Origin of the sequence: Paenibacillus sp. S-38, assembly GCF_049942825.1 — a bacterium.
GTDB lineage: Bacteria > Bacillota > Bacilli > Paenibacillales > NBRC-103111 > Paenibacillus_G.
On sequence record NZ_CP187970.1, the window covers coordinates 5,310,353 to 5,323,773 of the forward strand.

The 13,421-nt window shown below is 62.9% G+C and carries 7 protein-coding genes; all 7 read right to left on the bottom strand.

Annotation, left to right across the window (positions count from 1 at the left end):
* Window positions 1-3 precede the first annotated feature (3 nt).
* The 7 genes from ACP26L_RS23280 to ACP26L_RS23310 all read right to left on the bottom strand — a co-directional run bounded on the left by ACP26L_RS23280 (window position 4) and on the right by ACP26L_RS23310 (window position 13,399).
* Window positions 4-921 carry an ABC transporter permease gene (locus tag ACP26L_RS23280; protein ID WP_426446809.1) on the bottom strand — a complete coding sequence of 306 codons (918 nt, stop codon included), beginning with the start codon at window positions 919-921 and terminating at the stop codon, window positions 4-6.
* 5 nt (window positions 922-926) lie between these two features.
* Entirely contained in the window at window positions 927-1,859 is a 933-nt protein-coding gene (locus tag ACP26L_RS23285) for an ABC transporter permease (protein ID WP_426446810.1), read from the bottom strand.
* A 73-nt stretch (window positions 1,860-1,932) separates the two neighbouring features.
* Window positions 1,933-2,757 carry a M55 family metallopeptidase gene (locus ACP26L_RS23290; protein WP_426446812.1) on the bottom strand — a complete coding sequence of 275 codons (825 nt, stop codon included), beginning with the start codon at window positions 2,755-2,757 and terminating at the stop codon, window positions 1,933-1,935.
* A gap of 333 nt (window positions 2,758-3,090) precedes the next feature.
* Window positions 3,091-5,844 (bottom strand): fibronectin type III domain-containing protein, encoded by a 2,754-nt coding sequence (locus ACP26L_RS23295; RefSeq protein ID WP_426446813.1) that lies wholly within the window; start codon window positions 5,842-5,844, stop codon window positions 3,091-3,093.
* 594 nt (window positions 5,845-6,438) lie between these two features.
* Entirely contained in the window at window positions 6,439-8,682 is a 2,244-nt protein-coding gene (locus ACP26L_RS23300; RefSeq protein ID WP_426446815.1) for a rhamnogalacturonan lyase, read from the bottom strand.
* Between the two features lie 80 nt (window positions 8,683-8,762).
* Window positions 8,763-11,456 carry a hypothetical protein gene (locus ACP26L_RS23305; protein ID WP_426446817.1) on the bottom strand — a complete coding sequence of 898 codons (2,694 nt, stop codon included), beginning with the start codon at window positions 11,454-11,456 and terminating at the stop codon, window positions 8,763-8,765.
* Window positions 11,457-11,833: 377 nt separating this feature from the next.
* On the bottom strand, window positions 11,834-13,399 hold the full coding sequence (locus tag ACP26L_RS23310) for an extracellular solute-binding protein (protein ID WP_426446819.1): 1,566 nt from the start codon (window positions 13,397-13,399) through the stop codon (window positions 11,834-11,836).
* Between the last annotated feature and the right edge of the window lie 22 nt (window positions 13,400-13,421).

Consider the following 13,421-nt stretch of genomic DNA (forward strand, 5'->3'; position numbering starts at 1 on the left):
GGCTTACCTCCTTTTCGGATGGAGGGCCTGCTGCAGCCCGTCCCCCAGCAGCTGGAACGCCAGCATCGTCAGTGAGATGAAGAGCGCCGGATAGAACAGCCGCCACCAATGCCCCGAGAGCACCGCGGGCAGCCCGCTATTTGCCATCACCCCCCAGGAGGCCAGAGGCGGCTGGATGCCGAGTCCGAGGAAGCTCAGGAACGCTTCGGCGAAGATCGCCGACGGGACGGAGAAGGTCACCTGCACGAGGATCACCCCGAGCGTATTCGGAAGCAGGTGCCGGGTGATCACCCTCCAGGGACTCCCCCCCAGGGTCCGGGCGGCGAGCACATACTCGGCGGAGCGGAGCTGAAGCACCTGCCCGCGGACGATCCGCGCCATCCCGAGCCAGCCGGTCGCGGTGAGGGCGGCGAGGATCGTGAGCAGCCCCGGACCCATGACGACCATCAGCAGAATCACCACGAGGAGGTACGGTATACCGTACAGCAGATCGACCAGGCGCATCATAAGCTGGTCGGTCCGGCCGCCGAAATAGCCGGCGATCCCGCCGTAGGCCGCGCCGATGCCGAAGTCGATGAGCGCCGCCGCCACCCCGATGAACAGGGAGATGCGGGCCCCGTATAGGATTCTCGCCAGCATGTCGCGCCCCAGTTCGTCCGTACCGAAAATGTGCTGGCCTGACGGCGCCGCGTTCGCATGCAGCAGGTCCTGCTTCACGTAATCGTGCTCCGTCAGCAGGGGACCGGCTGCCGTCAGCCCCGCCAGCAGAACGATCAGGATCAGACCAAGTGCGGCGAGCTTGTTCTTCAGGAGCCGCTGCCAAGTCTCCCGCCGGACGGAGAGCCGGGGGCGGACCAGGCTCTCGCCGATGCCCTGCCGGCTACTTGCCGCCGGGACGAATAAGTGATCGGGCACCTCCATGTGGCTCAGACCTCCTTCCGGTGCAGCCTCATGCGGGGATCGATGAACCCGTAGACGCAGTCCACGAGGAACATCATCACGAGCAGAAGCGCGCTGTAGAATACGGTGGTGCCCATGATCACCGTGTAGTCCCGGTTGTTGATGCCGTCCACGAAGTATTTGCCCATGCCGGGAATCGCAAAAATCTTCTCAATCACGAAGCTGCCCGTGAGCACGTTGGCCATCAGCGCGCCCATCAGGGTCACGACCGGCAGGACGGCGCACCTCAGGGCGTGTTTGAGGACGATCACGGTAGGCGGAAGTCCCTTGGCCCGCGCCGTGTCGATATACTCCTGCGTCAGCACCTCCGCCAGGCTCGCCCGCGTGAGCCTGGCAATCATTGCAACCGGTCCGGCCGCCAGAGCCAGCGCCGGCAGGACGGCGTGCTTCCACGTACCCCAGGTGGCCACCGGCAGCAGCCTCCACTCCACGGCGGCATATTGGATGAGCAGCGGGGCGATGATGAAGCTCGGTACCGCCGTGCCGATCACCGCGAGCCCCATCGCGGCATAATCGATGATGCCGTTCTGGCGGAGGGCCGCCGCCGTACCCAGAGACACGCCGGTGACGACAGCAAGCACGAGCGACACCAGACCGAGCTGGAACGAGACGGGGAATCCGCGGGCGAGCATCGCATTCACGCTGTCCGGGTAATGGGCGATAGACGGGCCGAGATCCAGCGATAGCAGTCTTCGGAGGTACAGCCCGTACTGAACGATGAGCGGCTCATCCAGATGATAGTGCTCCATCAGGTTCTGTACGGCGGTCGGGTTCGCATTGCGGCCGTCCTTCTCGAACGGGGAGCCGGGCACCGCATGCATCAGGACAAAGGTGACCGTGACGATGAGCCACAGGGTCAGCAGCATCACGAGGAGCCGCTTGAGGAGATAGGGCAGCATGGGGGATCCTCCTTCCTGGCCGGGCAGCCCTGCAGTGGACAAGGCCCGCTTATGCCCGCAGCCGGTTAATCTATCAGCAAAATGAGGTCCGCGAAGCCAGCTCGGTCATCACAAGCATCGCCCGGTATGCTTCCAGAATGTCCTTCGCGGCGAACGTGACCACAGGCGAGTGCGGCTCGACCGCGGTGCCCGGCATCAGGGCCGCCCACTCGGCCTGCCCGTAATTCGCGAACTCGATCGAGAGCACCGGGCGCTCCGGAGGGCGCAGCGGAGCAATCCGATCCCGGGCCGCCAGGGCCTCCGCCGTTTTCTCCCGCAGGAGCCGCCCGCTCTTCTCCGGCGTAAGGCTGACCGCCGAGCTGCGGGAGATGCGGCGCTTCACCGCCGCCGTTACGACGCCCGGGATCAGCGCCTCGGCTTCGGCCGCCGCTTCGTCATCCCCCGCGACCAGCAGGACGGGAACCCCGTGATATCCCGCCACATAGGCGTTAAACCCCAGCTCCCCGATCTCATGCTCCCCGATATACATGCCCCGGACGCCGAAGATCATCGTATGGCTGAGTACGCCCGGCTTCGCCGCCATGGCATGATACCCGAGAAACACCGCGCCCGCGTACCCGGGCGCCAGTCCCTGCACCATCGAGTAAGGCTTCACATCGCCGGTAACCAGCTGCGTCTCGGGGTGCAGCCGCTCGATGAGCAGATTGTTCATCTTGGAGTGGCTGTCATTGAGGAGCACCTCCGTGCAGCCCAGGCCGAAGGCCGTATCCGCGACCGCATTCGCCTCCAGCGTCATGAGCTCCTGGCCCCTTCGGTAATTGCGCCCTCCGGAGTCCACGAAGGTCGGATCGGCCAGCCCGGTAATGCCTTCCATATCGATCGAAACATACAGCTTCATCCGTAGTCCCCCTTTTCATTTCTTGTCCTACTACAAGGTATATGCTGGAAAAACAAAAAAATCCGGCAAATGACTTTCCCGGGAGCATCTAGGGGCTCTGGGAGGCTGTCTTTTGCCGGATTTACTTTACGTGCGGGGCCTTACGAATTCTTCGTATGACATGCTCGCGGCCCGGGGAAGACCGGTGAAGGAAAGAACGATGCACGATTGCGATGAGTCTCCCCGGCCTCCGGACGCGCGATGCACGCTGCACGCTGCATAGAAGGAACCGCCTGATGCGGTGCTCCCGCTTCATATCCGCTGCGCAGGAAGGAACAAACGACTCTATCGGCTCTAATGAGCCGCGGCCGCCACGGCCTTCGCCACATATTCCACGTCCGCTGTGTCCACCGCTCCGCTGTGATTGAGGTCGAATTCGGGCCGGTAGCCCGGCTCTCCCGCTTTCGTCCCGCTGAACTTGGCGATCAGCACCAGATCGCTGAGCCCGGCGGTTCCGTCACCGTCCAGGTCCGCGCCGCCGACCTGCACCGTCAGCCGGACCGGCGTATCGAGGAGGACCGTCCGCCCTTGGCTGTCCGACAGCGTGGAGCCGGACTCGAGGGCAAGGCTTCCCGCGCCTTTTTGCAGCACGGTGAATTTCAGCGTCAGCAGGCCTACCCTGCCGCTTCGGCCGGGTACGTCACCGAGCAGGCTGCCCGTTACGTTCGCCTGGTTCGCTGCCGGTCTTGACTGTCCGATCACGGCGGTGTCCCCTTCCCGGCCGAAGCTCTCCTGCAGCTTCACCTGCATGAGCTTGAAACGGGCCGGATCATAGGAAAGCTTCGCCAGGAAAGCATACAGATCGGCGGCCTCATCCGCCTGCACATTCACTTCCAGCACGGAGCCCACCTCCAGGAAGCCCGGTTTGGCCCCTAAGGTCAAGCGCCCGGCAGGGTCCGGCCCATAGACACCGGTCGTCACCGCGGCTGCCAGGGGAGCTTCGCTTACATTCCCTGCCGCATCCCGGGCCGCTACCGTGAACCGGTAGGCTGTGCCCGCCTGCAGTCCAGCCGCGTCGTAGCGGTACACGGCGCTCCCCACGGTATCCTGCAGCTGACCGTCTCTGTAGATGAGATAGGCCGCCACGCCGCGGTCATCCTCCGCCGCCGGCCAGCTCAGCTGCGCGCTGCTGTAAGTCACATCCGTTACGGCCAGTTCGCTGCCCGCCGGCCAGGCCGGCGGCGACGTATCGTCCGTCTGGTAAGCGGAGGTGGTCACCGTGACGGCAGGATTCTCCGTGCTGCGGTTGCCCGCCGCATCCCAGGCCTCCACCGAGAACTCGTAGGTCGTTGACGGCGCCAGAGTGTCATCCTCGTAACTGTACACATCCCCGGCCACGGTAGCCATATGTTCTCCGTCCCGGTAGATCCGGTACGAGGCCACTCCCCTGCCGTCCTCTGCGGGAAGCCACTGGAGCACCGCCGAACGGTAGGTTACGCCGGTGACGCTCAGCGCTTCCTCCGGCCATGACGGTCCCTCCGTGTCCGGTCCGGCCACCTCAAAGCGGAACAGCGTGTTCCCGATCGATTTGTACCAAGTCCCGTCGATGACCTTCACGTTGTCTCTGTCCTCGGTGCCGGCCGATACCGGCGCCTTCTCCCCGGGGCGGTAAATATAAATCCGCTCACCGGAAGTATAGACGAGACGGCCGTCACCGGCCAGCTGCTTGATCTCCGCCGAATCACTTACCGAAGCGACCTTCGTTACCGCTCCTTCGGGCGTTCGAAGAACCAGCTCCGTTCCGCCGTCCTGGGAGGACATGTAAGCGATCCAGCCGCCGTTCAGCTCGTAATCCCTATGGGCTCTGCTGCCATCCGGCAGCGTCTGCGCCACTTCTTCCACCGAGCTGCCGTCGTACGAATACAGCTTGAGCCCCGAGTGGAAGATCAGCTGGCCTCCGCTGGCGGACATCCCCCGGATGTTCTCATATCCGGACAAATAAAGCTCCGCCGTCCCCCGCAGCGGATGACGGTAAATCTGGTCTCCCTCGGCATAAAAGAAGGCCCCGTCTTCGGTCAACTCGGAGACTTCATAGGCTGTGCTGAACGTCTCCGCCGGCGCCCCCGGCACCGAAGTATCAAAGAGGACGAAAGGGTACGGCGCCGACTTCACATCGAACAATGCGTAGTTCCCCTTGGTCTGGAACAGGGACCGCATCGAATAGGGAACTCTCGTCAGCTCACCGTCCGCCCAATAATGAACGAAGTTCGAAGTGCCCGGACTTTGAATAAACAGCGCTCCGGCCGGTGTCAGCCCCATCCGGTTGTTAAATTCGCTCCGGGTGGCGATGACGGTCTCCGTTCCATCCGCACGGTTCCTGATGATAAGGGCATACCCCCCTGCATCCACACGCTCGAGCAGGTACCGTCCGAGGTCAAAATCGATAATGCGTCCCTGAACGGACTCCACCGGCACATTGCGCGGATCGGAGGTGACATGAATCTTGTGCCGGACCGAAAGACTCTGCGCCCCCTGCTCATCCTCCGCCACGACGCTGTATTCCAGCACCTGCCCGGCGTAGGCCGATACGTCAATAGTTTCGTCCACGCTTCCCTGTCCGCTGAATTCCGCTATCGTGCTGAAATTGCCTGTAACCGTGACGCGAACCTCCGGCACCGAGCTGTCATCCTCCGCGGAGGCTGTGACGTGCAGCCTGCCATCGGTCACCACCGATTCGCTGCCCGGCTCCATCTTCGTCAGCACAGGGGCCGAGTTATAGTAAAAAGGAGCTTCCTTCGTGCTCGTTCCGCCCAGCGCATCGGTCACCACGACCGTGAGCAGCTTAGCTCCTTTGGTTAACCCTTCGAGCGGGAGCTGCCCGCGCCATTCGCAGCCGCCCTCGCAGGAATAGGCAAGCTCCGTCTCGCGGTCCTCCACCTTGGCGACGGCCCGTACGGCTTCCAGCTCTGAATACGTGCTGGCCCGGATCGGGAGAACACGGTCAAAAGAAACGTTCGGATAAGGACTGTCAATCCGGATGAACACCGCTCCTTCCGCCTGCACGCCTGCCGCCCACAGCAGCGACAGCATGCAGCTTAACCACAGCATAATGAATCCTCTGCTCACTACGAACACCTTACCCTTCACGAAAAATGAACTGCTTTTTCCGCTGCTACAGATTGTATCGGACGAGGGACAAGAATACGCTTTATTTTCCATTTCTTCCACCCTGACTCCTATCATACTCTACTTTTCGACGGTTGTAATCAGCAAAAAAAGGCGAAAACACTCTCCGTTAAAGGGGACTCAAAGAAAGCCACGGGGATAACGCTGCCGCGGGAACGGCCGTTGACAGCGGGATACGCACTGACGCAGCTTCCAGTGCGGGCGCGGAAGCGGCCCCTTGTCACCGGATACCGGCTGACGCAGCACCCGCGCAGGCTCGGGACTGGGCGCTGTCCCCCCACAGACGCCGGCTCACTGCGGCGATGACGCGGCTAGACGCTGACTTACTACGAGCACCGGCGCGGCTGGACGCTGTCTTACTACGGGCGAGGGAAGGCGCGCGCCGGCAAGTATGCCCTTTTTTGCACAGCCGTCATCCGTATCTGCGCCCATCGCTTCCGGCCTGGCCAGAGTCCGCCGCCGAACGACCAAAAGGCACGACCCCTTGGCGGAGTCGTGCCTGTGCCCACTGCTTGATTATTGCGTAATAGACAAAACCGTTTCGCCCGCCAGCACATCGCCGTTCTTGAGGCGTCCGCGGAAGACGGCCTTGACGCTGGACGGAGCGCCCTGCAGAGCCTGGATCAGCTGTTTGCGGTCGAATTTCAGCATCAGGTCCCTGGAGCCGTCCGCATCGTAGTCGCCCACCTGGATTGGCGATGCCAGAGGCTTCAGCGTGCGGCCGTATACACTCAGGGTCACCGAGGCCGGATCAATGTCCTTCGCTCCCCCGTCCGGCAGCTCCAAATAAGCGGTCGCGCTGGTCGCTGTCGTGGAGCTCTTGAGGTTGATCGGATTCGGCTGCAGATCCACGGCTGCATGGTGGACCGCGTACAAGGCTGGAGACGGTGGATTCGTCATGCCGTCGCCGAGGTAGAAGCTCGGATGCGGCGGCTGGTTGTAGCCGACATTCTGCCAGGCCACCGCAAGCCTGTACACGGGATCATGCATGAGCGTCGGCAGCCGGCGGTCCGTGACCGCGGTGGTCGTGTAGATCCGCAGCTCCGAGGAGTCGGTGGACCGCCATACCGCCTCTTCCCGCCAGTCACCGAGGAGATCGGCCTGCAGGTTCGGCGTCGCCTTCGTGCCGTTGTTCGAGGCGATGTCCGGTGAGGTGAACAGATTGCGGGTCGTGCCGGCCTCATAGTCCCACTTGTCGATGCGGTTCTGGTCGAGCAGCTCGCGCAGCGGGTCTGCGTCCCACCAGATGCCGAAGTTCGTGGACGAAGGGACCGTGGTGCCGATCGGCTCCCCTTTATCGCTGTACAGCCGGCCGTTCGCCCACACCTCCTCCCCGCGGTAACGAGGATCGATATCGGCGGACATGCCCCGTCCCGTATCCTTGCCGGTGAACACGCCCCAGATCATCTCACCGGTACGCGCATCCCGGAACTCGATTCCGGCAGCGGCATCCTTATGCTCGTGGACCTGGAACACTTCAAGGCCCGGCCGGTCCGGATCGAGATCCCCGAGGTGGATCGCGTCTCCATGTCCGAGTCCTGTCGTGTACAGGGGCTTCCCGTTATCATCGATGGCCATCGCCCCGTAGGTGATCTCGTCTCGCCCGTCGCCGTCCACGTCGGCCACGCTCAGGTTGTGGTTCCCCTGCGCGGTATACTGGCTGCCCTCGATATTGCTGTCGAAGGTCCATTGTTTGCTAAGCTTCCCGTCCCGGAAGGTGTAGGCGGCGAGCACGGCACGGGTATAATAGCCGCGCGCCATGACGAGGCTCGGATGCACGCCGTCCAGATAAGCGACCGCCGCCAGGAACCGGTCGACCCGGTTGCCGTAGTTGTCCCCCCAGTCGCTCACATTGCCCCGAGGAGGATCGTACGGCACCGTATCAAGCACCCTGCCGGTCCGTCCGTCGAAGATCGACAGGAACTCGGGGCCTGACAGAACCCGGCCCGAAGCATCGCGGTAGTCCGCCGACGCGTCGCCGATGACCTGACCTGTGCCGTCGACCGTGCCGTCCGCTGTCTTGAACGCTACTTCCGCCCGGCCGTCGCCGTCAAAGTCATACACCATGAACTGCGTATAGTGGGCGCCCGCCCGGATGTTGCGGCCGAGCGAGATCCGCCACAGGAACGTGCCGTCCTGCTTGTAAGCGTCGATGAACACTTCGCCGGTGATCCCGTTCTGCGAGTTGTCCTTGGAATTGCTCGGGTCCCACTTCACGATAAGCTCGTACTCCCCGTCGCCGTCGAGATCCCCTGCGCTGGCGTCATTGGCGCTGTAGGTGAAGGCGGTGCCGTCCGAATTGACGCCGTCCGCCGGCTTCTTCAGCGGCACGCTGAGATAATTCTTGCCCCATACGCCCGCCGGCTTCGACGGCGCCTGTTCTACCCCGGAGACTACAGCCCGGACGGTGTACTTCGACGACGCCGTACCGGCCGGATCCAGGAAATTCGTCGACGATATGAGCGGCTTGCTGTTCAGCTTTACTCCGTCGCGGTACAGATTGAACGCCGTTCCGCTCTTGTCCGTGCCGAGCAGGCGCCAGGAGACGAAGATGCCGCCTTCGGTCTGCACGGCGACCAGACCGCGGCCGAGATACTCCGCCTGACGCTTCAGGACGACGGTGGACGAAGTGCTGCCGGTATCGACAGCGGTATCGGCGGCGGATACAGGAGAAGCGGCTGCTGGAACAAGCAGAGCGAGGGACAGAACCGAGCTGAGAAGGCGCTGCCGCCGGCGGCGGGAGATCGAACGCAGTTTCACAGGAATATTCCTCCTTGGATTTTGGGGTGTGGTGTAAAAAGCAGGCAGCGGCAAGCCGTTTTCCTGCCGCTGCCTCGAATTTACGAAGACGCTGTGACGGTCTCACCTCCCCTGCCGGCTGTGCCGGCTTCCCCGCTCCCCAACCATCGGCCGATGAGCTCCAGGCATAGAATCGTATTGAGCGACCACTGGGAGACCGAGTTCGTCGAGACGTCCGGGATCTCCCGGAGCGGCCGCACAAAAGCCAGCCGGTCCACCTCATCCGTGCGGGCGATGCGCTGCATCAGCTGGTCGCCGCGCAGGATCTCCCAAGTCCGACGGGCGAGCGCTTCGTCGCCGTAGCGGGCTGCGGCATAGGCCATCATCACCGTGAAGAACACGGGATGATCCCAGCCCTGCTTGCCGATCGCGCCGCCGGTGCGCGCCGCCTTCTCCTCCGGCGTCAGCGGGTAGAACGCCCCGAACTCGGCGAGCATCTCGCGCCACTGGTCGTCGCCGAGCAGCTCCGCGAGCTCGAACCACACCTGCGGCGCGCCCATGCAGATCATGAGATGGCGGCCCCAGTTGTCATCGCTCATGTGGAGCAGCTCTCCGGTTTTCGGGTCATAGCCGAAGGTCGGGCCGGTGAGCAGCCGGTGCGGCATCCCCTTCATCGCTTCCCAGCCGACCAGCAGCTTGTCGCGGTAAGCCGTATCCTCGAAGCGCTCCCAGCGCGTCATCCAGTTCGAGCAGAACGCCGACCAGTCCGGACCGACACGGGTATGGGTCGGGAACTCGTCCCTCGGGAAGTAGTAGCGCATCGGATCGAGCGTGACGGTCGTGTAATCCGCGTCGACGACCTCCTCCATGATGTCGCCGGTCCGCTCGTCCCCCGTCAGGTAGTAGAAATAGCGGTGCAGCCCGGCCATCGAGATCCTCGCCTCCTTGCAGCCGCAGCCCCAGTGGACGACGTTATGGCGGGAGCCGAGGCCCGCGTACTCGCCGAAGTGGTACGTGTCCACCTCGCTCGTGTGGCGCGTCATCGCCTCGGCCAGGCGGAACACATCCTCGCGGCCCGTGCGCAGGAACGTCAGCCACAGCCACATGTTCGGCACAAGCTCCGTGTTCTGCCAGGCGCAGCCGCCGATATCATAGCGCCACGTGTGGCGGACCGGATCGTAGCTGTGCATGACATCGCCGAAGTCCCAGAACCCGTACCAGCGCCGCTGCTCGATCTCCGACTTGTAGAACTCGATGGCGGCGTCGAGCCGGTCCTCGAGCTCCGCCTGCAGCGGGGTCTCCCGGGACGGCAGGCTCCAGACGCCGAAGGCGCCGGTATCATGGTAGCGCAGAGGCTCGCAGACCAGCTGTGCAGGCCGTTCGAGCGAACCGGCCATGGCGTCCAACTCCTCATGCGACGGCGTTCGCTCCAGGCACCACAAGGTGAGCTCACTCGTATTCGCCACCCCGTACGGCGTGCTGCGCAGCTCGTGGAAGCCTTCATAAGACGACTCCAGGTGCGTCGTCGTATCGTAGTGGCGCAGATCCATCGCCGGCGCATCCGGCGACCAGAACCAGGCCGTGGCTTCCGCCGCCTCACCGGCGAGGCCCGAGAGTTCGAGCGAAGCCGGGTGCTTGCGCCAGAAGTGGCGCAGCCCCAAGGCCAGGCCTCCCGCCTCGCTGCCGGCGTAGGCGACGCCGCGGGAGCGCGAGCCGGTAACGGCCTTCAGCCAGGAGCAGCCGGGGCCGGTCCGCTTCGACACCGCGTACGTGTCCGCGCTGTGCTGCACGAGCTTGAAGTGATCCCAGACGGCGGAGTCGTCGAGCAGCGAGAGGAACCGCGCATCCTCCTCCGGGTCGAACGCGACGTTCTCCCCAGCCGTCTGGCTGCGGTACAGCTCCTGGTATTTCCCCTGCGTGCGGATCGTCATGAGCGTCTTCGGCGATTCGCTGAACACGCCCGTGTCGCCCGTGAAGCGCACGTGACGGTTATACAGCGGCCCTTCGAGCGGGATGGTGAAGCTCAGGCCGATGCCCTTAACCCCATCCTTGCTCGGGTCGCCGTCATAGACGAAGGTATGTACGGCACGTACGGACTCCTGGCCGGCGTAGAAATACAGCCGGACTGTGAACGGCAGCCACTCCCTAGGGCTGCGGCCTCCTAGCAGGGCGTGGCGCCCTTCGAACTTCACGACGGCCCGGACGGGTCCCCGCTGTTCTACAGTCACGCGGTGCAGCCGGCTCCGCAGCGCCTGCGTCCGGGTCACCCGGGCGCCTTCGGTGATGCTCTCCTCTTCCCGGTACCCGACCAGTCGGGCTCCGGTGCAGAGGGTCCGCTCCCCGCGCACGATCGAGCGGATCAGTGCTTCCCCTTCCGTGCCAAGCGTGAACACGGCCCGGCCCGTATCCACAACAATCTCACCGGCGTGCTCCCGCACCGATACGCCCTCGACCGGCGCTTCGCTTTCGCCTTTGGACAGCGTGTAGGAGGGTTCGGCGCGTTCTCTAAGGGAGACCGCATGGGCGGTCCACTTCACGCTGCCGTCCGGGTAGTAGGCCGTCGGCCAGCTCTGCACGGGAAGCGGCATCCCCGAGGCCGAGACCAGCCGCAGCGGCTCCTCCCGCTTCAGCTCGCCGGCTTTCCAGGGCACGCCCCAGGTGACTCCGGCAGCCCCCTTCGGCGCATCTCCCAGCCAAGAGGCCGTAACGCTAAGCTCCTGCACAACCTCTTCCCGACTGCTTCCCTCCGCCGGTACGTTCGTTCTGACATCCTGCTCCTGCGCTTCCCTGCTCATGTGCTGCTCCTCCTCTGCGTCCATCTCACGCTATACCATGACAAAGGCCATTGTTGGGTTTCACGGCGAATGTTCCCGCCGCTTCTGACTGCCCTTCCGCTTCAGACCGCACTGGCTTGCGGATCCCTGCTGTCCCGCCGGTCTGCTGAATCCGGCTCATTCCAGCTGATTCTCGCTGCTCCCGGTTCCGTTTACACCATGTCCAACTTCCGCTTGTTTCCGATTGCATCCACTTTATTCCTTTTATCAACCATAGCATGGTAAACTTCTCAATTCCATGTTTTTCTTATAAGGTTACTCTACTTAAGGGGCAGCTTGATTCCCGGCAGGACCGGAAGCCTGCAGCCCTAGCGCCGCAAGCCCCCTTCCCTCCCTGCTTACTTCTTCGTTTTCTCGTACAGCTCGTTGATTTCCTTGACGTAGTCATCCCCGCCGCTCTTGCGCCACAGCTCGACGGCTGCCTTGAAGCCCGCTTCGTCAATCTGGCCGACGATGAACTTCGTCCGCGCGTCGCTGATCATCGTGTCCAGCTGCGGGCCCTTCTGGGTGTACACGTTCGATACCAGCGGCTCCGCCGGGTTCGGTACGATATACTGCTCGGCGTCCTTCTGCACCTTGGCGATCTTCTGGCGCAGCGGCGTCTGAACGACCTTCAGCGTGCGGTCCTCCGGCAGGAAGGTCAGCATCTGGTTCAGACCTTCCACCTCTCCTTCGAGCTTGGCTGCGTCCTTGATCGGCTCAATGCCGCCTTCGACCTTCTTGTAGTGCGTGCCTTCGATGCCATTGCCCGCCAGAGTCTGCGCTTTCTCATCATTGAGCTTATCGAGGAAGGTCAGCGCCTTCTTCAGGTCTTCCTCCGTCTTCGCGCCCGTCTTCGAGATCGCAATCACGCCCGCATAGCCGGAGGTCGGCAGATTCTTCTTGCCCTTCGGCCCTTCCACAGTGTCCACAATATCCATGATCTGCTTGCTCTTGTCATCCTTGCCTGCCTTCTCCAGCGCCGCATGGATCTTGTCCTCGAGCCGGCCCGCATTGTCCGTCACGTCGACGATCACGCCCGCCTGCCCGTTCACCACGGGATCGTTCCACTTCCCGGTATCCATGACGGCAAAGTCGGCGTTGATCAGCTTCTCGTCATAAAGCTTTTTGAAGAATTTCAGGGAATCCATATATTCCGGGAACAGGTGCGCCGGCAGCAGCTTGCCGCTCGCGTCCGGGCCCCACTTGTTCGGTACGCCGAACCAGGTCTGCATAATCTCGAACGGCCCCGTGAACTTGGAGATGACCATGCCGTACGTGTCGTTCTTGCCGTTCTTGTCCGGGTCCTTGGTTGCAAAGGCTTTCAAGATGTTGTAAAAGTCATCGATCGTCTTCGGTTCCTGCAGCCCTACGTTCTCCAGCCAGTCCTTGCGATACATGATGCCGTTGCGCGCGAGGGCGCGGGTCCGGTAAATCCCGTAGTTTTTGCCGTCGATGGAGGAGTTGTTCAGGACAATCGGATTGGCCTTGCTGAGGTTCGGGTAGTCCTTCAGGTACGGGCCAATCTCCCAGAAAGCGCCTGTTCGGGCCGCGTTGATGAACGAAGGCGACTTCGAATCGATAACCATGATCGTCGGCAGCTTGCCGGAGGCCAGCGTGATGTTCAGCTTCTCCGGATAGGAATTATTCGGCACCCACTCCAGGTGCATCTCCGAATTCAAGTACTTGTTAAGCTCCTGTACGACCGGCGAGTTGTCCTTCGGGAACGTCGTTTTGAACGTAGGCAGCATGATGTTGAGCTTATACGGGCCGCTGTCCGAGCCGGAAGCGGCTCCACCTGGGGCACCGGAGGCCGGAGCAGCCTCCTTGCCGCCGGACGAACATGCTGCGAGAGTCGATAGAGACAGGACAGTGACGAGGAACGAGGCGGTCCATTTGCGCCAAGCTTTGGATGGTGTTTTCATGTGAGATTCTCCCCTTCGGTTT

Bases quoted from the DNA above. Each gene is read 5' to 3' on its own strand.
- ACP26L_RS23285 (WP_426446810.1), bottom strand. From the start codon at position 1,859: ATGCTGCCCTATCTCCTCAAGCGGCTCCTCGTGATGCTGCTGACCCTG.
- ACP26L_RS23290 (WP_426446812.1), bottom strand. From the start codon at position 2,757: ATGAAGCTGTATGTTTCGATCGATATGGAAGGCATTACCGGGCTGGCC.
- ACP26L_RS23280 (WP_426446809.1), bottom strand. From the start codon at position 921: ATGGAGGTGCCCGATCACTTATTCGTCCCGGCGGCAAGTAGCCGGCAG.
- ACP26L_RS23310 (WP_426446819.1), bottom strand. From the start codon at position 13,399: ATGAAAACACCATCCAAAGCTTGGCGCAAATGGACCGCCTCGTTCCTC.
- ACP26L_RS23305 (WP_426446817.1), bottom strand. From the start codon at position 11,456: ATGAGCAGGGAAGCGCAGGAGCAGGATGTCAGAACGAACGTACCGGCG.
- ACP26L_RS23295 (WP_426446813.1), bottom strand. From the start codon at position 5,844: ATGCTGTGGTTAAGCTGCATGCTGTCGCTGCTGTGGGCGGCAGGCGTG.